Origin of the sequence: Streptomyces sp. NPDC051940, from assembly GCF_040680895.1 — a bacterium.
GTDB lineage: Bacteria > Actinomycetota > Actinomycetes > Streptomycetales > Streptomycetaceae > Streptomyces.
The window spans coordinates 85,488-107,547 of the sequence record NZ_JBFAXR010000010.1 but is presented as its reverse complement, the minus strand read 5'-3'; the positions used below and the strand labels follow the sequence as shown (position 1 = coordinate 107,547).

General features: G+C 70.6%; 17 protein-coding genes, 1 tRNA gene and 1 pseudogene. 13 read left to right on the top strand and 6 right to left on the bottom strand.

The window, feature by feature from the left end:
* Positions 1-41: 41 nt before the first annotated feature.
* On the top strand, positions 42-4,346 hold the full coding sequence (locus AB0M28_RS07090) for a S8 family serine peptidase (RefSeq protein WP_365399031.1): 4,305 nt from the start codon (positions 42-44) through the stop codon (positions 4,344-4,346).
* A gap of 86 nt (positions 4,347-4,432) precedes the next feature.
* On the opposite strand, the gene AB0M28_RS07085 is transcribed toward AB0M28_RS07090, so the two are convergent.
* On the bottom strand, positions 4,433-5,410 hold the full coding sequence (locus AB0M28_RS07085) for a glycoside hydrolase family 5 protein (protein WP_365399096.1): 978 nt from the start codon (positions 5,408-5,410) through the stop codon (positions 4,433-4,435).
* Between the two features lie 15 nt (positions 5,411-5,425).
* Positions 5,426-6,268: pseudogene (locus AB0M28_RS07080) on the bottom strand (carbohydrate-binding protein); the annotation flags it as partial.
* Positions 6,269-6,591: 323 nt separating this feature from the next.
* Here AB0M28_RS07080 and AB0M28_RS07075 point away from each other — a divergent pair.
* From AB0M28_RS07075 to AB0M28_RS07065, 3 genes are all read left to right on the top strand, one after another.
* Positions 6,592-7,020, top strand: coding sequence for a peptidoglycan-binding protein (locus AB0M28_RS07075; RefSeq protein ID WP_365399028.1), 429 nt, complete (start codon positions 6,592-6,594; stop codon positions 7,018-7,020).
* A 279-nt stretch (positions 7,021-7,299) separates the two neighbouring features.
* The gene (locus AB0M28_RS07070; RefSeq protein WP_365399025.1) at positions 7,300-8,526 is read left to right on the top strand and encodes a SpoIIE family protein phosphatase; all 1,227 of its coding nucleotides are present in this window, start codon (positions 7,300-7,302) and stop codon (positions 8,524-8,526) included.
* A gap of 312 nt (positions 8,527-8,838) precedes the next feature.
* Positions 8,839-9,753: a TerD family protein gene (locus AB0M28_RS07065; protein WP_365399023.1), complete on the top strand. Its 915-nt coding sequence runs from the start codon at positions 8,839-8,841 to the stop codon at positions 9,751-9,753.
* A 143-nt stretch (positions 9,754-9,896) separates the two neighbouring features.
* Here AB0M28_RS07065 and AB0M28_RS07060 read toward each other — a convergent pair whose 3' ends face one another.
* A complete protein-coding gene (locus tag AB0M28_RS07060) occupies positions 9,897-10,586 on the bottom strand; it encodes a hypothetical protein (RefSeq protein ID WP_365399020.1) in 690 nt (229 codons plus the stop codon).
* Positions 10,583-11,251 (bottom strand): hypothetical protein, encoded by a 669-nt coding sequence (locus AB0M28_RS07055; RefSeq protein ID WP_365399017.1) that lies wholly within the window; start codon positions 11,249-11,251, stop codon positions 10,583-10,585. The genes AB0M28_RS07060 and AB0M28_RS07055 overlap by 4 nt, the downstream gene beginning before the upstream one ends.
* 258 nt (positions 11,252-11,509) lie before the next feature.
* Here AB0M28_RS07055 and AB0M28_RS07050 point away from each other — a divergent pair, with 258 nt between their 5' ends.
* Positions 11,510-12,016, top strand: a complete 507-nt coding sequence (locus tag AB0M28_RS07050; protein ID WP_365399014.1) for a hypothetical protein — start codon at positions 11,510-11,512, stop codon at positions 12,014-12,016.
* A gap of 243 nt (positions 12,017-12,259) precedes the next feature.
* Here the strand turns inward: AB0M28_RS07050 and AB0M28_RS07045 are convergent, their stop codons facing one another.
* Entirely contained in the window at positions 12,260-12,556 is a 297-nt protein-coding gene (locus AB0M28_RS07045; protein ID WP_365399011.1) for a helix-turn-helix transcriptional regulator, read from the bottom strand.
* Positions 12,557-12,709: 153 nt separating this feature from the next.
* On the opposite strand from AB0M28_RS07045, the gene AB0M28_RS07040 reads away from it, so the two are divergent.
* The 3 genes from AB0M28_RS07040 to AB0M28_RS07030 are packed head-to-tail and all read left to right on the top strand — an operon-like array spanning position 12,710 to position 15,681.
* Positions 12,710-13,588, top strand: a complete 879-nt coding sequence (locus tag AB0M28_RS07040) for a hypothetical protein (RefSeq protein ID WP_365399008.1) — start codon at positions 12,710-12,712, stop codon at positions 13,586-13,588.
* Positions 13,588-15,315: a hypothetical protein gene (locus tag AB0M28_RS07035; protein WP_365399005.1), complete on the top strand. Its 1,728-nt coding sequence runs from the start codon at positions 13,588-13,590 to the stop codon at positions 15,313-15,315. Before AB0M28_RS07040 ends, AB0M28_RS07035 begins: the two co-directional genes overlap by 1 nt.
* A gap of 39 nt (positions 15,316-15,354) precedes the next feature.
* Entirely contained in the window at positions 15,355-15,681 is a 327-nt protein-coding gene (locus tag AB0M28_RS07030) for a hypothetical protein (protein ID WP_365399002.1), read from the top strand.
* Between the two features lie 92 nt (positions 15,682-15,773).
* Here AB0M28_RS07030 and AB0M28_RS07025 read toward each other — a convergent pair.
* Positions 15,774-15,857: transfer RNA gene (locus AB0M28_RS07025), tRNA-Leu, on the bottom strand.
* Between the two features lie 516 nt (positions 15,858-16,373).
* On the opposite strand from AB0M28_RS07025, the gene AB0M28_RS07020 reads away from it, so the two are divergent.
* Genes AB0M28_RS07020 through AB0M28_RS07000 form a run of 5 tightly spaced genes read left to right on the top strand, consistent with a single transcriptional unit; the run spans position 16,374 to position 22,022 of the window.
* Complete coding sequence (locus tag AB0M28_RS07020) at positions 16,374-17,186, top strand: DUF3662 and FHA domain-containing protein (protein WP_365398999.1); 813 nt, start codon at positions 16,374-16,376, stop codon at positions 17,184-17,186.
* Between the two features lie 10 nt (positions 17,187-17,196).
* Positions 17,197-17,706 carry an FHA domain-containing protein gene (locus AB0M28_RS07015; RefSeq protein ID WP_365398996.1) on the top strand — a complete coding sequence of 170 codons (510 nt, stop codon included), beginning with the start codon at positions 17,197-17,199 and terminating at the stop codon, positions 17,704-17,706.
* Between the two features lie 28 nt (positions 17,707-17,734).
* The gene (locus AB0M28_RS07010; protein ID WP_365398993.1) at positions 17,735-19,126 is read left to right on the top strand and encodes a Stp1/IreP family PP2C-type Ser/Thr phosphatase; all 1,392 of its coding nucleotides are present in this window, start codon (positions 17,735-17,737) and stop codon (positions 19,124-19,126) included.
* A 23-nt stretch (positions 19,127-19,149) separates the two neighbouring features.
* A complete protein-coding gene (locus AB0M28_RS07005) occupies positions 19,150-20,574 on the top strand; it encodes an FtsW/RodA/SpoVE family cell cycle protein (protein WP_365398990.1) in 1,425 nt (474 codons plus the stop codon).
* Entirely contained in the window at positions 20,571-22,022 is a 1,452-nt protein-coding gene (locus AB0M28_RS07000) for a penicillin-binding transpeptidase domain-containing protein (protein ID WP_365398987.1), read from the top strand. The genes AB0M28_RS07005 and AB0M28_RS07000 overlap by 4 nt, the downstream gene beginning before the upstream one ends.
* Positions 22,023-22,060 lie beyond the last annotated feature (38 nt).

Below are 22,060 nucleotides of genomic sequence, written 5' to 3'. Positions count from 1 at the left end.
CCCGTTAGGAACCGCCTATGGGGTACTCACACCGAAGAACTGTGCACATAGGTCTGACGGCCGCGGTGCTCGGCGGACTGCTCACATCGGTCCCGTCGTCCATCGCCGCCGCCGAGCCTGCGAACCAGGGCAGCCAGCGCGTCATCGTCGAGCTGACGGGTGACGGCGCGCTCGCCGCGGCGCCCGGGCCGATGAAGAACGCCAGGGCCGCCGACGTGAAGGAGCAGCGGCAGAAGCTGAAGGCCCGCCAGGACGCCTTCCTCGCCGACGCGAAGGACCGCGGCGTCGACGCCCGGTCCGTACGCGAGCTGAACCTGCTGGCGAACGCCGTGGCGATGACCGTCGACGGCGCCGACGTGGCGAAGCTGCGTGCGCTGCCCGGCGTGAGGTCCGTCGTCGAGGACGGCATGAACAAGGCCGCCGTCGCCGAGGCCAACAAGGTCGTCGGCAACCCGGAGGTCTGGCAGCAGCGGGACCCGTCCGGCGCGAACGTGACCGGCAAGGGCACCACGGTCGCCGTGCTCGACACCGGTGTCGACTACTCCCATCCCGACCTGGGCGGCGCCTTCGGCGAGGGCCACAAGGTCGTCGGCGGCTACGACTTCGTCAACGACGACGCCGACCCGATGGACGACCACTCGCACGGCACCCACGTCGCCGGCATCATCGCCGGCAAGGCGGCCGCCGACGGCGGAGTGACCGGCGCCGCGCCGGACGCGCAGATCATGGCGTACAAGGTGCTGAACGCGGACGGCTACGGCCCCGACTCCCAGATCATCGCGGCGCTCGAGGCCGCGGTGGACCCGGCGAACCCGCACCGCGCCGACATCGTCAACATGAGCCTCGGCGACGCGCAGGGCACCGCCACCGACGCGGTGGCGCGGGCCGCGAGCGCCGCCGCCGCGTCCGGTGCGCTGGTGTTCGCCGCGGCCGGCAACATCCCCGGCTACGAGCTGGTCGGCTCCCCCGCCGCCGCCCCCGGCGTGATCGCCGTCGGCGCCACCACCAGCGGCATCCGGCTCCCCGTGGTGGAGGTGCCGGGCGCGGACGAGCCGCTGTCCGTCTACCGCGGCGCCCGCTCCGCCAACCCGCCCGCCGAGCCGGTGACCGCCGAGGTGGTCAACCTGGGCGAGGGCAGCCCCGAGGACTGGGAGCGGGTCGGCGACGTCAGCGGCAAGATCGTGCTGTACCCGCTGCCGCCCGCGCCCGAGAACCCGTACGACGTCTTCGGCTTCGAGCTGGAGGTCTGGCGCGAGGCCGAGAAGCGCGGTGCGATCGCGCTGATCGGCGGCGTCGGCGGGGGCGGCGGCCCGGTCGTGGCCGGCGGCTCCACCCGTGCGAACCCGCTCACCGGGCAGTCGGGGCCTGGCACCAGTGTCGCCCGCGAGGCGGCGAGCGGTGACACCGCGCTCCTCGCCCCCTCCGGGTTCCGCCCGGACGAGTCCGGCGACTCGCTGCGCATGGACAAGCTGGCGATCATGGGCGTCGACCTCGACGGCGCCACCGCCCTGGCCGCCCTCGCCGAGTCCGGCGGCTCGGTCACGCTGAGCGGGCGGGACGACAGCGACTCGTTCGCCTCGTTCTCCTCCCGCGGCCCCGAGCGCGAGGGCCTCACCCTGAAGCCGGAGATCGTCGCCCCCGGTGTGGAGATCCGCTCCACCGTCCCGAAGGGCCTGCGGAACTCTGACGGCAGCGCGGTATGGCCGGACGGATACGCCCACTTCTCCGGTACGTCGATGGCGACCCCGCTCGCCGCGGGCTCCGCGGCACTGCTCCACCAGCTGCACCCGGACCGCCCGCTGGCCGAACTCGGCGCCCAGGTGATCGGCACCGCCAAGCCGCTGGCCGGCCTGGACCTGATGACCCAGGGCAATGGCCGGCTCGACACCGCCGCGGCGGCCGCCACCGCGCTGTCCGCCTCGCCGGCCACGGTGTCCTTCGGCATGACGGACACCGACCGGGCGAAGGTCGGCGGCACCCGCACCGTCACCCTGCACAATTCCGGCGCCACGCCGGTCAGCGGTGCGGTCACGGTCAGCGGCCGCGCCGAGGTCACCCCGGAGCACGTCGACATCCCGGCGGGCGGCTCCGCCGCGGTCACGCTGACCGTCGAGGCCGACGGCCCCGACGCGACGGACGACTCCACCACCCAGATCAGCGGCCGCGTCACCGTCACCCCGGACCGGGGCCCCCGGCTCACCGTCCCGTATCTGATGTTCGCCTTCCCGCTGTACGTGGAGGCGGCCGATGACCCGTCCGTCGACGGCGAGACCCTCATCTACGCCCTGGGGAAGAAGGGGCTGAAGACCCCTCCGGTCCTCACCGTCACGCCGCCGAAGGGCGCCGCGTTCACCGTCACCATGCAGCCGACCGCCGTCGACTGGGTGTACGCGGCGAACCTGACGGGCCTGGACTCCGGTACGTACACGATGTCCGCGTCCGGTGTCTCGGTCGGCGGCGTCAGGCAGACCGGCAGCGGGGCCTTCGAGGTGACCCGCACCGCGTCCAGCGCCAAGCGGTGGAAGCCGATCGGGCCGAACAGCACGGTGGGCACCACCCACCTCGCCCCCGGCGACCCGGACCAGGCCGTGATGACCTCCGGGCTGCGCCCGGGTGCCTGGCTCACCACGGACAAGGGCCGGAACTGGCAGCAGCTGAACCACACGCCGGTGCGTGACGCGCTGTACGCGCCGCAGCTGGTGGTCGACTCCACCGACCCGAAGCGGTGGTGGGAGGTCGTCGTCAGCGGGCATCCGACCGCCTTCCCGGACGGCACCGTGGTGCTGCGCACCGAGGACAGGGGCAGGAGCTGGGAGCGGATGCCGGTCCCGGCCGGACCGGTGGACACCCTGACCGCCGACGACCGGACCCGGGTGCTGCTCGCCGGGGACACCGGGAGCGGCCAGTACTACGCCAGCCGTGACGGCGCCCGCAGCTGGCAGGCGGTCGACCTGGCGGGCATGGGGATCACCGACTGGGTCGGCCAGGTGAAGTTCGGCGGCGACGACCTGTACGTGTGGGCCGGCCAGAAGATCTGGAAGATCCCGGGCTTCGCCACCGGCAACCCGGGGCCTGCCGTCACGGTCTTCGCCGGCAAGATCCGCGAGACGCATCTGCTGGGCTTCGACGTGGACGACGACCTGGTCGTCGTCATGGCGCAGGGCAAGAACGCCGGTGTCCACATTTCGCGGGACGCGGGTGCCACGTTCGAGAAGTCCACGCGTCCCAACAGCGGCCGGGTCCTCGTCGAGGACGGCGAGATCCTGCATGACGCCCTGTTCGGCGGGATCGCCCGGAGCCTGGACGGCGGCAGGACGTGGACGCCGGTCGCCAAGCCCGTCTCCGGCTCGGTGGTCACGGACTACGACCGGTGGGCCGACGGTTCGTACACCCTCGGCCTGTCCTCCTCGGGCCTGTACCGGGGCGACGGAGGTGCGCTGAAGCGGCTCGGCGTCCAGGCCGAGAGCGTCTCCTCGCTCGCCACGGCCGGCGACAAGCTGTTCGCGGCGACCCGCATCGGCACCTACCGCACTCCCGTCGGCTCCGCCGATCCCGAGTGGGGACACGCGGAAGGCGAGGGCACCATCAGCTCCGCCATCGGCGCTCTGCGGACCTCGCCGAAGGAGCCGGGTTCCGTATGGCGGCTGTTCAACGGGTTCACCGGCCTGGCGGTGCAGAAGAGCACCGACGGCGGGGCCACCTGGCAGGACGTCAGCCCCTGGCTCGACGGCTCCGGCCAGGGCTTCATGGTCGACCCGGCGGACCCCGACCGGATGGCGGTGTCGTACCGCAGCATGTTCGGCAGCGGCGTCTACACCACCACCGACGGCGGGGCCACCTGGAAGACCCGCAAGCTGGGCCTGTCGTTCGACGTGATCGAGGCCGACCCGCAGGTGCCCGGCCGGATCTGGCTCGGCAACGCGTACGGGCTGTGGCGCTCCGACGACTTCGGCGCCACCACGCCGGAGCGGATCACGCAGGCCCGGGTCGCCACCATCGAGTTCACCGGCGGGGTCATGCTCACCGGCGGTGACGCGATCCGGCGCAGCACGGACGGCGGGAAGACCTTCACCAACGCCGACACCGGGGTGCTGCCCGTCTCCGTCACCGACATCACCGGCCACGGCGGCACGCTCTACGCCGGCACCGCCGAGTGGTGGGTGGACTTCACCCCGACCGGCGCGCGGGGCGTGCTGAAGTCCACCGACGGCGGGAAGACCTGGCGCAACATCTCCCGCGGCATGCCCGACAAGGACGTGCTGTCGCTGCAGGTGTCGCCGGACGGCCGCTATCTGTTCGCGGGCGTCGACCAGGGGGGTGTGTACCGGCTGGAGCTGGACGACTGATCCCGCGTAAGGCTGAGGGCCGGGTCCGCACCGGGGGTGTGGATCCGGCCCTCTCTGCCGGCCGTTTCGGTCACCCGGTCACCCGGTCACCCGGTCGGGAAGTCGTCCGGTGTGCGGATCCGGTCGCGGACCCAGACCCCGGCGGGCTTCAGCGAGGTCGTGCCGGTCCAGGGGCCGTTCGCGGCGCAGGTGCCGTCCTTGAAGACGGCTCCCGAGCGGAAGTCGTCGGAGTAGTTCCAGTTGACCCAGGAGATCTTCTTGGCGGCCATCAGGTCGAGGTACTGCTGCGACCTGGTGAAGTTGTTGCCGCCGTCGCCCGTGTAGGTCTGGGTGCCGAACTCGGTCACGAACATCGGGATCCGGTCGGCGGCCCGGGACAGGGCGTCGAGGTACTCCTGGCCGTGCGAGGCGGCGTAGAAGTGGAAGGTGTACGCGATGTTGGTCGCGTTCACCGGGTTGTTGACCACCTCGGACTCGGTCGCCCCGGCGGAGACGCCGAGCGAGGAGTACTCCCGGGTGCCGACGAGGACCGGGGTCTCCGGGTCGTTCGCGCGGATCACGGGGATGAGCTCCTCCGCGTACGACTTGATCCGCGACCAGCTCACCCCGCTGGGCTCGTTGGCGATCTCGTAGAGGAGGTTCGTCTTGGCGTTGTGCCTCTGCGCGATGTGGGTGAAGAACGTCTTCGCGCGGGAGAGGTTGTAGTACGGGTCGCCGGGGTCGAGCATGTGCCAGTCGACGATCGCGTACATCCCGCGGGCGGTGGCCTGCTCGATCAGGTTGTCGACCTTGGCGGTGAAGCCGGCCGGGTCGGTCTCGTAGCCGTCCTCCTGGATGTACATCGAGATCCGCATGACGTCGGCGTTCCAGTCGTCGGCCAGGGCGTTCAGCGAGCCCGTGGTCAGGCACTGGTAGTACCACTGCAGGCCGTGGGTGGACATGCCGCGCAGCTGGACCGGGTGGCCGGAGGCGTTGCAGAGCTTGGTGCCGCAGATCCGGAGCTGGCCGTTGATCTCGGCGGGGGTGTCCCCCGTCGGCGGCTGGCCCGGGGCGGTCAGCGCCAGCCGGTCGAGGTTCGGTCCGCCGTTCACCGTGGTCGCCGTGGCGCGGACGGTGTTGGTGCCGGTGTTCAGCGCGGCGTTGAGGGTCTTCGTCGTCCAGCCGGTCCAGGTGCCGGTGGACGGGAAGGACACGGACGGGTTGACCACGGTTCCGTTGACGGTGACGCTCATGGGCCGGTCGGTGGTGGTGCCGTTGGCGTAGCGGAACTCCAGGCCGGCGGTGCCGGCGGCGGCCGCGGTCACGGTGAACTCGACGTAGGAGCCGGTGACGTTGTCGTAGTTGACGAAGCCGGTGCCGGTGTAGCCGGTGTGGTTGGCCTCCACCAGGCCCTGGGAGATGACGGCGTTCTCGGCCTGGTAGTCGGCGCTGGGGGCGGTGACGTCCACGTCGAGGTAGTCGAGGTTGGGCAGTCCCCCGGCGGTGGTGGCGGTGACCCGCACCTTGCTGGTGCCGGCGGGGAGGCTCGCGGTGACGGTGGCGGTGGTCCAGTTGGTCCAGGTGCCGGTGGACGGGAAGGACTTGCCCGCCGCCACGACGGTGCCGTTCACGGCCACGTCCCCGGGGCGGTCGGTGGTGGTGCCGTTGCCGTAGCGGAGCGCCAGGGTCGCGGTGCCGGCGGCGGGCGTGCTGACGGTGAACTCGACGTACGCCCCGGCGACGTTGTCGGTGTTGACGAACCCGGTCCCGCTGAAGCCGGCGTGGTTGGCCTCCACGACGCCCTGCGAGACGGTCGCGCTCTCGGCCTCGTACCGCGTGGGCGCGGCGACGGCGGGCCCGCCCCCGGCCAGGGGCAGCACCAGGGCGGCGATCACCGCCCCGACGCCGACGGCGGTGCGTATCCGTAACCGTGCGGGTCTCATGGGGCCTCCGGTGGGGTGTGGGTCCGGATAGGAAAGTTTCCTAACAGTGGATAGCAGGAGCGGGGGGAGGTGTGCAAGGGGCATGACAATCCGGCCTGGCCGGGCCACACCGGCGCCTTCCGACCGGTCGACCGCCCGCGGCAGCACCGGGGCTCCCTGCAACGGGGAAGGACCCCGCTGAACCGGGGTTCTTCTGCGTGTTTCACCCCTGCCCACATGTCGTGGACAGCCACCGGCCGGACTGTGATGCTCCCTGCGGAATCTGATCGGCGGCGAGCGGCACCTACACCGGACGCGCGTACGTCTACGGGCTCGACTGGCCCGTGGACGACTGGGACAACGAGGGCGTCGTCGACCGGGACACCAACCGGTCCTCCAACGCCACGTGCCTGTGGCAGAAGGTCCTGTGGGCGGACGGCTTCCTTCCCGCCTCCGGCGTCGACGGGGTCTTCGGCGACAACACCTACAAGGCGACCAAGGCCTGGCAGGTGTACCGGAACAAGGCCTACGAGGTGGGCCTCGCCGAGGACGGCTCGGCCGGCCGGGCCACGTGGGGCGAGGCCGGCTACGGCGCGGAGGGCATGGGGATCTACCTGACCGGAAGCGATGCCCCCGGGGCGACCATGACCGGGAACTACATCGGCCGGTACGCCATGTTCAACATGAAGCGGGACGCCGACGGCAACTACCAGTTCATCGACGGCGACGGCGCGTGGCGCAAGGCGGGCTACGACTACCGGACCTGCGGCTGACGCCCCTCGTCCCACGCGAAACCCAGCGCGCTCAGCGCGTGACCCCGGGGGTCCGGAGGCACGCGGTTCCCGCTCGGTGACCGGATGCTCGCCAGGAGGCCCTCGGCTACGGCCGTCGCCGGCACCGGTCCGTGACCGTATCCGCTGTCCGATGGCCGCACCCGGCGGCCGGAAGTACCTGGACCGAGTGTGTGACCTGGCCGAGATCCTGGCCGCGCGTCACCCGGGCGTCACCGTCGCCCGCCTACCGTGAGGGTGATCCGACGAACGGAGACGCGCATGACCAGGCAGGGCATCGACTACCAGGCGGTGTTCCAGGGGCTGCCGGGCATGGTGGCGCTGCTGACGCCTGATCTGGTCTACGCGGACGTGAATGAGGACTTCCTGCGCAACTCCGGCCGCTCCCACGAGGATCTGATCGGCCGCTATCTGTTCGATGTCTTCCCCGACAACCCGAACGACCCCGCAGCGACCGGCGCCCGGAACCTCGCCGCGTCTCTGCAGCGCGTCCTGGCCACCGGCGAGCGCGACACCATGGCGTTGCAGCGCTACGACGTGCGGTCGCTGGAGCGCCCCGACCAGTGGGAGGAGCGCTACTGGAGTCCGATCAACGCCCCCGTCATGGACGCGGACGGCCGCGTGGTGCTGCTGGTGCACCGGGTGGAAGAGGTCACCGAGCTGATCCGGGCCCGCGGCCGGGCCGGAGGCGGCCGGGCACGGGTACTGGAGGCGGAGCTGTACACCCGGTCGCGGGAACTGCAGGAGCTCAACGAGCGGCTGCGACAGGCGCACGCCCGCGAGCGCGAGGTGGCCCTCGCACTCCAGGACGCCATGCTGCCCGCCCCGCGCCTGGCCGACCACCACCGGGCCGCGGTGCGCTACCAGCCGGCCGTCGGCACGCTGAACGTCTGCGGCGACTGGTACGACCTGGTCGAACTCCCCGGCCACCGGATGGCGGTGGCGGTCGGCGACGTCGTGGGCCACGGCCTTGCCGCCGCGGGTGTCATGGGCCAGCTGCGCAGCGCGCTGAGCGCCGCCTCCCGGGTCTCGGCCGGGCCGGCCCGGGCCCTGGAGGTGCTGGGCCTGTACGCCCGGTCGGTCGAGGGCGCGGAATCCACCACCGCGGTGTCCGTGCACGTGGACTGGGACACCCGCATGCTCACCTACAGCAGCGCCGGCCACCCACCGCCCGCGCTGCTGCACACCGACGGCACCGTCGTCTTCCTCGACCAGGCCACCGACCCTCCGCTCGGCGCCCGCCCCGAACACGTCGCCGGTCCCCAGGCCCAGGTCGGATTCGGCGACGGCGACACACTCGTCCTGTACACCGACGGCCTGATCGAACGACGCCACGAGGACATCGACACCGGCCTGACCCGTCTGGGCCAAGCGCTCACCGCCCACCGAGACCTGGGCTCGGAGGACCTCGCCGACGCGCTCCTGCTGGACCTCCTGCCCGCCGCGGGCGCCACCGACGACACCGCCCTGGTGGTCATCGGCCTCTAGCCGCAAGCCAGTACAAGGGGTCGGTCATGGCTGCAGTGCCGGTTCGTCGTGCCGGCCGCGTCCCCAGAGCCAGCAGCGCCACCACCGCCGACACGGCGGCCGGCAGCACGACCAGCCCCGGGTAGCCGCGTGGTGCCGTCTACCTGCCCGCGCCCGCGGGGGCGCCCGGCGGGGAGCCGCAAACGGACGGGGTCGCGCTGCTTGAGGCCGACCTGCTCGACCGGGGTCATCTCCTGTCCGCACCGCTGCGCGAGGCCCTCGCCGCCCGCAGTGCCGCCGCGCTCACTGCAGCGCACCGCTTCCCGGGCGCTGGTGACGCTGCCCCGCGGGAGCGAGCTCCCGCTGCCCGAGGGGCGCCGGCTGCGGCTGTTCCTGCACTGGACGGAGAGCGAGGCGTCGGGGCGTACCGACCTCGACCTGTCGCTGGCGTTCTTCAACGCCTCCTGGGAGCACATCGGCACGTGCGACTACACCCATCTGCGCTTCGGCACGTCGGCCGCGGTGCACTCCGGTGATCTCACCAGCGCCCCGCCGCCGGACGGGGCGAGCGAGTTCGTGGACCTCGACCTGGCCGCGCTGGAGCAGCGGGGGGTGCGGTACGCGGTTGCGGCGGTCTACTCGTACAACAGCGTGCCGTTCACGGAACTCGCCGACGCCTTCGCCGGGTTCATGGTGCGCGGCGACGGCGCCGGTGCGCCCTTCGACCCGGGTGCGGTCGAGCAGCGCTTCGATCTGGCGGGGAGCAACCGGGCCATGGTGCCGCTCGTCGTCGACGTATCCGGGCGCACGATGCGCTGGCTCGACATCATGCAGGGCGTGACCGGCGACCACCACGCCGTACACCGGCATGCCGGGGGTCTGGCGTCGCTGGGCCGCGCGCTGACCGACCTCTTCGCGTCCGGATCGCGGGTGGGGCTGGGCGAGCTCGCGGTCTGGCAGGCCGCGGCGCGGGCCGCCGTTGTCGCGCTGCGGCACGCGGACGGCTCGGTCACCACATACCGCCGCCGATCCGACGAGGACGCCGCCGCCTTCGCGGCCCGCATCGGCGGGCCGGACGCGGACGCCCCGGCGGATCCCGAAGGGGCGCAACTGGCCTACCTGTACCGCGGCGACATCCGCCCCGCACCGGGCGCGGAGGTGTACGCGCTGCACCCGGTCACGCTGGACGCGTCGGTGGTGCGGTTGATAGCGGCAGCGGATGTGGCCGGGACGGGGTCTGAGGCGTGACCGGTGTCACCTGCGGGGGTCGGAGAGCCGGTCGCTGAGGGATGACACGCTCGGTGACCGCGCGCTCACACCCGCGGGGGAACGCAGAAGGACCCCGGCGAACCGGGGTCCTTCGTTTGTGGGGCACCGACGGAAGTCGGTGATCAGGGAGTACGCCGAGGAGATGGGCGCTGATTCCCGCGCTGAATGTGATCGCTTCCCACCGTGAGCCGGCGCTGGGATTCGGTGATCAGAATTCCCAGCAGGATCGCCAGGTCGACCGCACCTTCGGCGTCGTCCGCCCACCGTGTTGCCTGCAGCGGATGCACCTGGCTGAGTGTGACGCCTTCACTGGCCAGGACGAACGCCAGCACCAGCATGGCTGCGCGGGCGACGCCGTCTCCGAAAGGGTGGAAGAACAGGACATCGAGGTAGGCGCGGGCGGCGCGTGATGGGAGTGGGAGCCCCGGCTGGGTAGTCTCGGCGAGGCATTCCTCGAAGCGGAACCGGGTGTGCGGGTTGAGCCCGTAGCGTTCGCGGCCTCCCTTGGCGAACGCCGGCAGGGCGCGGAATCCGACGGCACTGTCGTTCAGGACGATCTGCTGCCAGCCCTGGACAAGCGACAGGCTCAACTCGGTGCCTCGTGCGGCGTCGGTTTGGACCTTCTCGAGTGCGGCTCTGACGCGTGCGGTGCCCTCGGGGTCCCGGCCGCCGCGGGTGGTCAGGAAGAAGTGGTGGAAGCCATCGAGGGTGGGTGCGCTCGGGGATCGGGGGCAGCCAGGCCAGCGGGGCCATGAGAGGGTCCCTCGAATGCCCAGCCAGACGGCCAGGGCGTCCGGGAGCGGCGCGGTCACGGGTTCTGGCTGATGGCTTGGGCGAATCGGGTGCTCACCTCGTCGACCACGGTCGCGTCGGGTGCCATCCAGCTGTCGAAGCGGCCGCCGACGGCCTTCTCGACGATCTGTTCCGCCCGCTCCTCGGAGATGCCGTGGGATGCCAGGAACCAGTGCAGCACTTGCATGCAGTGCCCGTACCAGCCGCTTTCTGCCTCGGTGCGGTCGGCGACCATGGTGACCAGGCGAGTGCAGGCTCTCTCCCAGTGCCAGGGATCCACAGACGCTACTGGAACATCGGTGGGTGGGGCCAGGTCGATGAACCGCTGCCGCAGTTCGTCGAGCCAACTGCGCCATTCGCGCAGCGCTTCGACGACGAGTGGTGCGGTCGCTTCCGGGGTGGTGACGGTGTGAGCTGCGCAGCACCAGGCGCCGACGACTCCTCCGTCGAGATCACCCTCGCCGATCGACCAGTTCCACCCGCAGGCCCACTGCCCATACCGCTGGACGAGGAACTCGGTGACCGCAGTGAGTGGCCAACTGACGTCGTCGATGGTCGAGGCATCGGGCAGCAAGGGGACGACAAGCACCGCCAGTCGATGGGCCGCGTGTTCGTCCAGGTCGAACGGATGGCGGCTCGGATCTACGTCGGCCCAGGTCAGGGAGTACGGCCACAGTTCGCTCACGCCACCCACTCTGCCGTGTTGAGGTGCGGGGGTTCCACTCAATACTGGTGCGCTTGAAACGATCGGGGCAACGGTGGCTTCTGCGCGAGCCGTGATCCTTTCCATCGGCGCCGGCGTTTCTGTTCTGGAAACGGAAATGCCTGGCGGTGAACGATTTCCTTTCCATTTCCGCGATTTCCTTCCGTGCCTCACCTGATTCTTTCCCGGCGATTGCACGTATTGGCACGATCAAGGTTTCCTCTCCGCTACCGTGCCGCCATGACTGAGGAGTTACCCGCGTGGGAGGCCGCGAAGGCCGACCCGGACAAGTATGTGGCGGAACAGGAAGAGAAATTGGAGGAGGTTCGCCGGGAAATGCGTGCGATCCGGGATCGGCTGCGGATCGGGAAACGGCTGCAGACGTGCAAGGCGGACTTGGACTACCTGACCGAGCACGGCATTCCCCGGCCTCGCACCGCATCGGCCGGACCGGAGGACGGTGACGGCCTGGACGACGACGACCTGGAAGGGCACGACGCCGAGGGCGGGATGACGGACATCGGCGCCGAGCTGCCGCGAAAGGCCCAAGTGGAGCGTCTGCTCGGGCAGCGGCCGGAGAAGCGGTGGCGGCTGGACGAGATAGCCGAACTGCTTGGCATCAGCAACGTCAAGAGCCTGCGGACCAGCCTGGACGAGTATGCCCGGGATGGCGTGATCGCCAAGCAGATCGACAATAACGAGCGGACCTACCACGCCCTTCCCGGGGTGGAAAGGGGGCAGTTCTAGCGGATCAGGCTTTCCGGCCGTGGTTTCCTGTCAGTTGTCGCGGCCGGGTGGCCGCCACCGGATATAGGGTCCGGTGGCGACCGTTGACCAGGGATTTCCAGGACCTTGCAGGGCTGGTTTTCCTGTGTCGTGGCCCACCTTACCGGCGTGACTTGTCGCGCGGGCTGCGATGCGGGATTCCGGCTGCCTGCCCCGATTCAGGGGGCGACGAGAATGTCGAGATCGCAGTTCAGGCGCCCGGGGTCAGGGACGTCGGCCGGGCCACAGGTCGGCGTCGAGGGCGAGTTCGAGGCTGGCGATGGTCAGCAGGTCCGGCCAGGTGGAGCCGGCCAGGACGTTGGCGATGGTCTGCCGGTTGACGCCCGCGTCCAGGGCGAGACGCTTCGCGCTGAGCTGGCGGGCGGCCATGGCTTCGGCCAGGCGGCGGGCCAGGGCCTGCGCGACCGCCGCGCCGTGGTGCTCGGCCAGGGCCGCGTTCGGCCAGACGCCGGTACGGGCGAAGGCGCGCGGGGCGAGGGTGCGCGAGGAGTCTCCGGGCATGCCGCCCAGTCTCGCGCACCGAGAAGTTCGACTTCGGCCCCACCGAAGGGTGCTAATGAGCTAGCGTGCGAATTGATTAGCAGCCTTCCGGCCGGTGTCTACCAGTGGCGGTCCGTCATCTCCCGTTACATCGACCACTACACCCCCCATCCCGTGCCGGCGGCCTGGCCGCGCCTTGCCCCGCTGGTCCGCTCCATCGTCAAGGACGCCGACCCACAGGTGACCTACACCGCCCGGGAGTTGCTCGGGCCGCTCGCCAAGCTCGCGGTGTTCGCCGACGGCCAAGGCCTGCCGGCCACCGCCGAGGTGTGGCTGTCCCGCGCGGTGATCGAACGGTTCATCGCCGTCGGCTGCCCGACGGTGGGCCCGGCCAGTCGCGGCAACTACCGCTCGCGGCTGCTGAAGCTGCGCGATGCGGTGCTCGGCCCGGAGCTGGCCGGCGGACCGCCGGTGAAGCTGTCCTCCTCCACCGCGTCGCACCCCTACACCTCGGTGGAGCAGAGTGCGCTGTGGTCGTGGGCCTCCGGCCAGGCCACCGCCCAGTTGCGGCACGGCTGTCAGACGCTGCTCGCCTTGGGACTCGGTTGCGGACTGGACTCGCCGGAGATCGTGCCGCTACGCGCGCACGACATCCGCATCGCGTCGACCGGCACGACGGCTGTTTCGGTACGCGGCCGCCGCGCCCGGCTGGTGGTCTGCCGCCGTCCCTGGGAAACGGTTCTGGCCCGCGCCGCCCAGGAGGCCGAGCACAGCGGCGCGGCATCGTGGCTGTTTCGCCCGAACGCCCACGCCCGGGCGAAGAACACCGTGACCAACTTCCTGGCCCGCACCCAAACCGACCCTGCCTGCCCGCCGCTGGTCATGGGCCGAGCCCGCGCCACCTGGCTGGTCGGCCTGATCAACGCAGGCCTTCCACTGCCTGTCATCCTGGCCGGCTCGGGCGTCGACACCCTGCACGGCCTGTCCCGGCTGCTGCCCCACCTCACCCCGATCCCCGCCCCACGGGCGGCCGAACTCCTGCGCGGCGACTGATGCGCCACCCCCACCCGGCCGGCGCCGAGGCCCGCATCGCCACCGCCGACGTACTGCGCGCCCTGGATGAAGTCTGCGACCAGGCCGTCCTGGACACCCTGACCGCACTGGTGCACCACCCCCTGGGACGGCCCCGGCTCCTGAGCGTCGAGGGACTGTTCGCCGGCATGCAGCTGTGCACCAACCGACACGGCAAGGTCCTGCTGGACCGCACCACGGCGATCTTGCAGTGGGCCATCCCGCCTCAGCTGCGCGAGCGGTTCCTCATCCCCGAACGGCCCGACACCGCCCACGGCTTCGAAGCCTCCTACGCCGTCGTCCGCCGCCTGTTCCACCGGCTCATCGACACCATGGACCCCTCACCGCTGCCCAAGAACCACCGCTTGGACAAGACCCGCGCCGCCCAGCTCCTGGCCGCCAGCCGGAGACCCGTACTCGATGAGCGCGCCGGCCTGCTCCTGACCACCACCAACGCCGTCATCGACGCCTCCCTCGCCGACCTCGCCCCGCACCTGCACCGGAACTGGGACGGCTCGCTCGCCCTGGATGCCACCCCGATCCGCACCTACGCCCGCGGTCTGCGCACCACCGGTCCCGACCTGGCCACGGACCCCGACGCAGGTTGGTACGTCCGCACCGGCGACCATCGCGACCCCGACCTACAGCCGGTCACCGGCACCGGAAAGCCGGGAAAGGAAGGAAAAGCGAAGAAACGCGATCGGCCGGTGAAGGCGATGTTCGGCTACGACGCCACCCTGGCCATCGCCCGCAACCCCGCCCGCGACGGCACTCCCGGCCCGGACCGGGCCAGCGACCCGCACACCCCGCCGGCCGTCGTGGTCGGCTTCACCCTGGACAAACCCGGCCACGCCCCCGGCCCCAACGCCACCCGCGTCCTGACCGACCTGCACGAACGCGGCCACCCGGCCGGATTCCTGGCCGCCGATCGCGCCTACAACAACACCACCCCCGCAGACTTCCAACTCCCCGCCCGCCGCCTCGGCTACCACCTGGTCTTCGACTACCGCCACGATCAACTCGGCATCCAGGCAGGATCACAAGGAGCGCTACAGATAGAGGGGACCTGGCACTGCCCCGCCACCCCTCAGGTGTTGATCACCGCCACCCGTGATCTCCATGACGACACCATCGACCAAGAAACCTGGATCGCCCGCATCGTCGCGCGAACCGCTTTCCAGCTGGTCCCGAAACAGCACCCCGCCCCCGATGGCCGCCAGCGCCTGTCCTGCCCCGCCGCCGCCGGACACCTCCAGTGCCCGATCAAGAAGGACAGCCTCGGCCGAGGCCCTCACATTCCCGTTGCCGACCCTGCACCCAGCCCCACCGGACCCGCCAAGATCTGCACCCAGCAGACCATCACCATCCCCGCCCAGGCCGGCGCCCAACACCACCAGGCCCTGCCCTACGGCAGCGAAGACTGGCAACGCGTCTACTTCCGGCTCCGCAACAGCGTCGAGCACTTCAACGGCTACGCCAAAGACCCCCTCTACGAAGCGATCGAACAGCCCAGCCGCCGCATCCGCGGCATCGCCGCCCAGACCTTCCTCCTGGCCTTCCAGCTCGCCCACACCAACCGTCGCAAGATCAGCCGCTGGCTCGACACCCTCCCCAGTCCCGACCAGCCACCCCGCAGACGCCCCACCCGCCGCAGACCCGTCAAACCGCCCGGCACCTGGACCCCCACCGGCCATCTCGCCCCGGCGTGACAGCGCCCTCGACCCAGACGCAGTCATAGGCTTCCAGTCATGACTGAGCCGCCCACCCGAGACCAGGTCATCGCCCTCCGGGACTTCGTCGACGGCCATCTCTACCAGGTCAGCGCCATGACGCTCTCGCTCAACGGCGAACCCCCGCACCCGCCCGGGTCCGACATGGCGCGCGTCATCGAAGTGGTCCAGGCCCTCTACGGCGTGGTCCGGCAGCTCTCGCAGCAGGTCCTCGAAGAGCCCGACAAGACTTCAAGCGCAGCTCAGACCTCATGGTCCGCACTTGTGACGGCCGTCGCCGTCTGGCGGGACGACCCCACCTTCCCCGCAGAGCTGCGCGACGCTCTCCCCGCGGTCGAGCCGTAGTCCCCGGAGCGAAGATCCAGAAAACCAAGAAAGGCGCCCCGCCCAGCGACTTCCGTCACCGTGACGAGGCACCTTCCGTCGGTGCTTCTTTGTGCGCGAGGGGGGAGTTGAACCCCCACGCCCTTTCGGGCACTGGAACCTGAATCCAGCGCGTCTGCCTATTCCGCCACCCGCGCATTGGGTGTGCCGTCCGCCGACCGGCCTTGTGGGCCGTGCGCCTTCCGACATCCAGAAGATTAGCACGCTGCCCAGGGTGGAATCACATCCGTTTACGGGCGGGGGCCGCGGGCAGGCGGCAGAGGGCTCCGACGCGGGCGCTACGGGTCCGACGGCGGCCAGTGCTCGCCCCGACGGCGGCCGGTGCTCGCCCCGACGGCGGCCCGCGAGGGCTCGGAGAGCCCGCCCGGGGGTACCCGGCTAGCGGCGTACGGGAGCGGGTGCCGGCGATCCGCTGTCCTTGTGCCGCCGGGGTCCTCGGGTACGGGACACTGGTTGTGGGCGCCCGTACCATCTGGTGGGAGCATCAGGTGCGGGGGCGGGCGGTGTGAGAGAGATGACACCGCTGTGAGCGGCGGGAACCGGAACCAGCTGATTCCCCCGTGCGTGGATACGATCAGTAGCCAGTAATAGATGAACGTTCGAGATCCGGGGGCGGACGGCCCCCGGGGGGCCATGACGAAGGGAGGTGCCCGGTGGGTGTACTGAAGCGCTTCGAGCAGCGGCTGGAAGGGCTCGTGAACGGCACCTTCGCGAAGGTGTTCAAGTCGGAGGTGCAGCCGGTCGAGATCGCCGGCGCCCTCCAGCGCGAGTGCGACAACAACGCCACGATCTGGAACCGCGAGCGGACCGTCGTCCCCAACGACTTCATCGTGGAGCTCTCCGCTCCCGACTACGAGCGGCTCGCCCCGTACTCCGGACAGCTCGGCGAGGAGCTCGCCGGCATGGTGCGCGACTACGCCACCCAGCAGCGCTACAGCTTCATGGGCCCGATAAAGGTGCACCTGGAGAAGGCCGACGACCTCGACACCGGCCTGTACCGGGTGCGCAGCCGCACCCTGGCCTCCAGCCAGTCGCAGCACCAGCAGCAGCAGTCGCCGCCGCGCCGTCCCAGCAGCGCCCCCGCGGCCGCCGCCCCGCGCGGCGTCGGCGGCGTGGGCGGCGGGTACCCGGGCTACGACGCCCCGCCGATGCCTCCGGCGCCGCCCCGTGCGCCGGCCGGCCAGCAGCGCCGCTGGGTGGAGATCAACGGCGTACGCCACCAGATCTCCCGCAACTCACTCGTCCTGGGCCGCTCCACCGAGGCCGACGTCCGCATCGACGACCCGGGGGTTTCCCGGCGTCATTGCGAGATCAGGGTCGACGTGAGCCCGGCGACGGTGCAGGATCTGGGGTCGACGAACGGGATCGTGGTGGACGGGCAGCACACCCTGCGCGCTACGCTCCGCGACGGCTCACGCATCGTCGTGGGCTCGACCACCATCATTTTCCGGCAAGCCGAAGGGTGAAGCGGGGGCAATGTCAGAGCTGACCCTCACGGTCATGCGGTTGGGTTTCCTCGCCGTACTGTGGCTGTTCGTGATCGTGGCCGTCCAGGTCATCCGCAGTGACCTCTTCGGCACCCGGGTGACCCAGCGCGCGGCCACGCGCCCGCAGGCGGAGCGCCAGCCGCAGCCCCCGCGCCAGGACCGCGGCCGCGCCGCCGCCAACAACAACCGCCGGGCCGGCCGTGGCGCCCCGACCAAGCTCGTCGTCTCCGAGGGCTCGCTCACGGGTACGACCGTCAGCCTGCAGGGGCAGACCATCACCCTGGGGCGGGCACACGATTCGACAATCGTGCTGGACGACGACTACGCCTCCTCCCGGCATGCCAGGATCTACCCGGACCGTGACGGGCGGTGGATCGTCGAGGACCTCGGCTCCACCAACGGCACGTATCTCGACCGGACCCGGCTGACCACGCCGACACCGATTCCGCTGGGCGCGCCGATCCGTATCGGCAAGACCGTCATCGAGCTGCGGAAGTAACACCGACCATGACCGGAGGGTGGGCACCATGCGGATGTACCCGGAGCCGACGGGCGAGGTGCGCATGAGCCTTTCCCTGCGCTTTGCGGCCGGCTCGCACGAGGGCATGATCCGCGAGCACAACGAGGACTCCGGCTACGCCGGTCCCCGTCTGCTGGCGATCGCCGACGGCATGGGCGGCCAGGCGGCCGGCGAGGTCGCCTCCTCCGAGGTGATCTCCACCATCGTCGACCTCGACGAGGACATCCCCGGCTCCGACATCCTCACCTCCCTCGGCGACGCCGTGCGCCGCGCGAACGACCGGCTGCGCGACATGGTCGAGGAGGACCCGCGCCTGGAGGGCATGGGTACGACGCTGACGGCCCTGCTGTGGACCGGCCAGCGCCTCGGGCTCGTGCACGTCGGCGACTCCCGCGCGTACCTGCTCCGCGACGGCCGGCTCACGCAGATCACCCAGGACCACACCTGGGTGCAGCGCCTGGTCGACGAGGGCCGGATCACCGAGGAGGAGGCCACCACGCACCCGCAGCGCTCGCTGCTGATGCGCGGGCTCGGCACCGGCGACCATGTGGAGCCGGACCTCTCCATCCGCGAGGTGCGGGCGGGTGACCGTTATCTCATCTGCTCCGACGGGCTCTCCGGCGTCGTCAGCCACGAGACCCTCGAGGACACCCTCGCCAGCTACCAGGGCCCGTACGAGACGGTGCAGGAGCTGATCCAGCTCGCGCTGCGCGGCGGCGGCCCGGACAACATCACCGTGATCGTCGCCGACGTCCTCGACGTCGACGACAACGACACCCTGGCCGGCCAGCTCAACGACACCCCGGTCGTCGTCGGCGCGGTCGCCGAGAACCAGCAGCAGTTCGGCGGCCCGGCCACCATGCAGACCCCCGCCGGCCGCGCGGCCGGCCTCGGCCGCCCCGCGCCGCCGCAGGCGGGGGGCTTCGGCCCGCCCGACGAGGACGGGGCGGACGCGTACGGGCTGGCGTTCAACGACGAGGACTTCGTCAAGGCGCCGCCCCGGTTCCGCTGGCTGAAGCGGTTCCTGCTGCTGGCGATCGTGCTGGGCGGGCTGGGTTACGGCGGCTACAAGGCGTACGAGTGGACGCAGGACCAGTACTACGTGGGAACCGACAACGACCGCGTGGCCATCTACCGGGGTATCGAGCAGAAGCTGGCCTGGATCTCGCTCTCGGACGTCGCCGAGGACACCGGTATCGAACTCAAGTACCTGCCGGACTACCAGCAGAAGAAGGTCGAGAAGACCATCCCGGCGGACGACCTGGCCGACGCCCGGGAGACGACCGCCGGCCTGCAGAAGCAGGCCGACGCCTGCGAGGCGAAGCAAGCAGCGGAGGGGAAGAACGGCCCCGCCCTCTCCGCGGCGCAGCAGCTGCTCGCCGAGAACTGTACGAAGTAGTTGTGGGGGCCTGAGAAGCAGTCATGAGCAGTCCAAGTCACACCACGTCCACCATCGGGGTCGCGGGGGCGCCGAGCCGCCGCAACACCGAGCTGGCGATGCTCGTCTTCGCCGTGCTGATCCCGGTGTTCGCCTATATCAACGTCGGCCTGGCCAAGGACGGATCCGTCCCGGCCGGCGCCCTGGGGTACACCCTGGGCCTGGGCTGTCTGGCAGCCGTCGCGCATCTCGCGGTGCGCAAGTTCGCCCCGTACGCGGACCCGCTGCTGCTGCCGATCGCCACCCTCCTCAACGGCCTCGGCCTGGTGCTGATCTGGCGCCTGGACCAGGAGCCGTCCATCACCACCGCGCAGCTGGGCGGCGCGATGGCGCCCGGGCAGCTGCTGTGGTCGACGGTGGGCATCGGGCTCTTCGTCGGTGTGCTGGTGCTGCTGAAGGACCACCGGATCCTGCAGCGCTACACGTACATCTCGATGATGGCGGCGCTGGTGCTGCTCCTGCTGCCGATGGTCCCGGGCATCGGCCGGAACGTGAACGGCGCGCGGATCTGGATCTCCATCCCCGGCGTCGGCTCGCTGCAGCCGGGTGAGTTCGCCAAGATCGTCATCGCGATCTTCTTCGCCGGCTATCTGATGGTGAAGCGGGACGCGCTGGCCCTGGCCAGCCGCCGCTTCATGGGCGTCTACCTGCCGCGCGGGCGCGACCTCGGGCCGATCCTGATGATCTGGGGTCTGAGCCTGATGATCCTGGTCTTCGAGACCGACCTCGGATCGTCGCTGCTGCTCTTCGGCCTGTTCGTGATCATGCTGTACGTCGCGACCGAGCGGACCAGCTGGATCATCTTCGGTCTGCTGCTGTCCGCGCTGGGCGCGGTGACGGTGGCCTCCTTCAACGACCACGTGGGCCTGCGCGTCGACCGCTGGCTGGACCCGCTGGCCCGGGTGCCCGACGGTCAGGGCGGCATGGGTGTGACGGAGACCGCCCAGGCGCTGTACTCCATCGGCTCGGGCGGCATGCTCGGCTCGGGCCTCGGCCAGGGCTACTCCCGGCTCATCGGCGGTATCGCGCCGAAGTCCGACTACATCCTCGCGACCGTCGGCGAGGAGCTGGGCCTGACCGGCTTCATGGCCATCATCATCCTGTACGGCCTGCTGGTGCAGCGCGGTATCCGCACCGCGCTGGCCGCCCGCGACCCCTTCGGCAAGCTGCTGGCCGTGGGCCTGTCCGGCGCGTTCGCGCTGCAGGTCTTCGTGGTGGCCGGCGGTGTCACCGCACTCATTCCGCTGACGGGTATGACGATGCCGTTCCTCGCGCAGGGTGGCTCGTCCGTCATCGCCAACTGGGCACTGGTCGCGATCCTCCTCCGGATCAGCGACACCGCCCGCAGACCGGCCCCTGCCCCGGCCCCGAACCCCGATGCCGAGATGACACAGGTGGTCCGCTCGTGAACAAGCCCCTGCGCCGTGTGGCGATCTTCACCGGTCTGCTGATGGTGGCCCTGCTGATCCGCGTCAACTGGCTGCAGTTCGTCGAGGCCGACGAACTCGGCACGCACGAGGACAACCGCCGCGTCGCCATCGAGCGCTACTCCGTCCCGCGCGGCGACATCATCGTCGGCGGCAAGGCCGTCACCGGGCACGCGGAGACGACCGGCAGCGACTTCAAGTACAAGCGGACCTGGAAGGACGGCCCCCTGTGGGCGCCGGTCACCGGGTACTCCTCGCAGGCGTTCGGCGCCTCGCAGCTGGAGTCGATCAACGACGGCATCCTCACCGGCACCGACGACCGGCTCTTCTTCAACCGCACGATCGACATGATCACCGGCGAGGAGAAGGAGGGCGGCGACGTCGTCACGACGATCAACGCCGCCGCGCAGAAGGCCGCGTACGAGGGGCTGAAGGGCAAGAAGGGCGCGGCCGTCGCCATCGACCCGGAGACCGGGGCGATCCTGGCGCTGGTCAGCACTCCGTCGTACGACCCGTCGTCCTTCGCCGGGAACTCGCAGAGCGACTCCGAGGCGTGGACGAAGCTCAACAGCGACAAGAACAAGCCCATGCTCAACCGGGCGCTGCGCGAGACCTACCCGCCCGGCTCGACGTTCAAGGTCGTCACCGCCGCGGCGGCGCTGGAGAACGGCAAGTACGACATCGACCAGAAGACCGGCTCCGACCCCGAGCGCTACAAGCTGCCGCTGTCCTCCGACACCATCCCGAACCCGATCCCGGGCAAGTGCGACGACGTGTCGATGGAGGTCGGGCTGCAGTGGTCCTGCAACACCGTCTTCGCCAAGGTCTCCGACGAGGTCGGCAACGAGAAGATGATCGAGCAGGCCGAGAAGTTCGGGTTCAACGCCGAGCAGTTCGTGCCGATCCGGTCCGCGAAGAGCGTCTTCCCGGAGATGGACCGCCCGCAGAACGCCATGGGCGGCATCGGCCAGTCCTCGGTGCGGGCCACCCCGCTGCAGATGGCCATGGTGGCCGCCGCGGTCGCCAACGACGGCAAGCTGATGAAGCCGTACCTGGTCGACGAGCTGCGCGCCCCCGACCTCGACACCATCGAGAAGGCCGACCCGGAGGAGCTGAGCCAGGCGGTCTCCGAGGAGAACGCCAAGAAGCTCCAGCAGGGCATGGAGACCGTGGTCCGCGAGGGCACCGGCGCCCCGGTCCAGATGGACAACGCCACCGTGGGCGGCAAGACCGGTACCGCCCAGCACGGCGCGAAGAACGAGGCCCTGCCGTACGCCTGGATGATCACCTACGCCAAGGGTGACAACGGCAAGGACGTCGCCGTCGCGGTCGTGGTGGAGGACGGCAGCGCGGACCGCGAGCAGATCTCCGGTTCGGGCATCGCCGGTCCGATCGCCAAGGCCGTGATGCAGGCCGTGGTCGGCAAGTAGCGGTGGGTGACGGGTATGGCAGAGCGCCGTTTCGCGGC

Coding starts and splice junctions, on each gene's coding strand:
- AB0M28_RS07035 (WP_365399005.1), top strand. CDS start 13,588: ATGCGCCACCCCCACCCGGCCGGCGCCGAGGCCCGCATCGCCACCGCC.
- AB0M28_RS07010 (WP_365398993.1), top strand. CDS start 17,735: ATGCGGATGTACCCGGAGCCGACGGGCGAGGTGCGCATGAGCCTTTCC.
- AB0M28_RS07070 (WP_365399025.1), top strand. CDS start 7,300: ATGACCAGGCAGGGCATCGACTACCAGGCGGTGTTCCAGGGGCTGCCG.
- AB0M28_RS07030 (WP_365399002.1), top strand. CDS start 15,355: ATGACTGAGCCGCCCACCCGAGACCAGGTCATCGCCCTCCGGGACTTC.
- AB0M28_RS07015 (WP_365398996.1), top strand. CDS start 17,197: ATGTCAGAGCTGACCCTCACGGTCATGCGGTTGGGTTTCCTCGCCGTA.
- AB0M28_RS07005 (WP_365398990.1), top strand. CDS start 19,150: ATGAGCAGTCCAAGTCACACCACGTCCACCATCGGGGTCGCGGGGGCG.
- AB0M28_RS07050 (WP_365399014.1), top strand. CDS start 11,510: ATGACTGAGGAGTTACCCGCGTGGGAGGCCGCGAAGGCCGACCCGGAC.
- AB0M28_RS07045 (WP_365399011.1), bottom strand. CDS start 12,556: ATGCCCGGAGACTCCTCGCGCACCCTCGCCCCGCGCGCCTTCGCCCGT.